Source organism: Cupriavidus sp. UYPR2.512 (assembly GCF_000379565.1).
In the GTDB taxonomy this organism is placed as follows: domain Bacteria; phylum Pseudomonadota; class Gammaproteobacteria; order Burkholderiales; family Burkholderiaceae; genus Cupriavidus.
This window is the reverse complement of the sequence record NZ_KB903097.1, coordinates 1-1,426: the sequence shown is the minus strand read 5'-3', so window position 1 is coordinate 1,426 and position 1,426 is coordinate 1. Positions and strand designations below refer to the sequence as shown.

The 1,426-nt window shown below is 58.2% G+C and carries 1 protein-coding gene; it reads left to right on the top strand.

Features of this window, described 5'->3' with window-relative positions; translation table 11 throughout:
• Nucleotides 1-139: 139 nt before the first annotated feature.
• A partial coding sequence (locus tag A3A5_RS0122080) for a DUF4158 domain-containing protein (protein WP_018312690.1) occupies nt 140-1,426 on the top strand: 1,287 nt, incomplete at its 3' end.

Below are 1,426 nucleotides of genomic sequence, written 5' to 3'. Positions count from 1 at the left end.
AATTCACCGAAGGAACGAGGGTAGTCAATGTCTGCGGTTGGAAGCTCCATGCTCGAAGTATGGAATAGCTCCGGTTAAATGGATACCCCAGATAACGCTTATTTCTGTAGAATCGCGGATTTTCCAAATACCGTGTTCGATGACTTTCAACAAGAGTGAGCGGCTGACGGTCTTTTCCGGCGCAGAACAGGAAGCCTTGTACGGCCTGCCGGAGTTCGATGATGCACAGAAGCTGGAATACCTTGCTTTGACGGAAGCCGAGCTGGCGCTTGCCAACAGCCGGCCGGGTCTTCATGCCCAGGTCTATTGCATCTTGCAGATCGGCTACTTCAAGGCCAAGCACGCCTTCTTCCGTTTCGACTGGGATGAAGTCGACGACGATTACGCTTTCGTGCTGAGCCGTTATTTCCACGGCGAGTCGTTCGAACCGACGAAAATTACCAAGCACGAACACTACACCCAGCGCGAGCAGATCGCCAAACTATGCGGCTACCGGTTGTGGACGGCTGACTTCCTGCCGAAACTCGCGCAGCAGGCCGCACAGACCGTGCTACGCGACGTAACGCCGGGGTTCGTCGCCACCGAGTTGATCGTCTGGCTCAACGAGCACAGGATCATCCGGCCTGGCTACACCACCCTGCAAGAGATTGTCAGCGAAGCCCTGTCCGCCGAACGCCAGCGGCTGAGCGAATTGTTGGCGCAAGTGCTAGATGAATCCGCCAAGGCTGCCCTGGGCGAGCTTCTGGTGCGTGAGGATACCCTGTCCCAACTCGCAGCGCTCAAGCAGGACGCGAAAGATTTCGGTTGGCGGCAAATGATCCGCGAACGGGAGAAGCGCGCGAAGCTGGAGCCGTTGCACGCAATCGCCAAGGCACTGCTGCCCAGGTTGAATATCTCGCAGCAGAACCTGCTGCACTACGCGAACCTGGCGAACTTCTACACTGTCCACGACCTTCGCAACCTGAAGGCCGATCAGGCCCATCTCTACCTGCTGTGCTATGCCTGGGTGCGCTACCGGCAACTCTCCGACAACCTGGTTGATGCGATGGCCTATCACATGAAGAAGTTGGAGGACGAATGCAGCGCTATTGCCAAACAGTCCTTTGTCGCCGAGCAGGTGCGCCGTCAGCAAAACACGCCACAGGTCGGCCGTCTTCTGTCGCTTTACACCGACGACAGCGTACCTGATCCCACGCCATTCGGCGAGGTGCGCCAGCGCGCCTACAAGATCATGCCCCGTGACAGGCTGCAAACCACAGCACAGCGTATGAGCGAAAAGCCAGTGGGTAAGCTGGCTTTACACTGGCAGGCAGTGGACGGTCTGGCCGGGCGTATCCGCCGTCATCTCCGGCCGCTGTATGTCGCGCTCGACTTCGCCGGCACTAATCCGGAAAGCCCGTGGCTCGCTGCATTGTCCTGGGCCAGG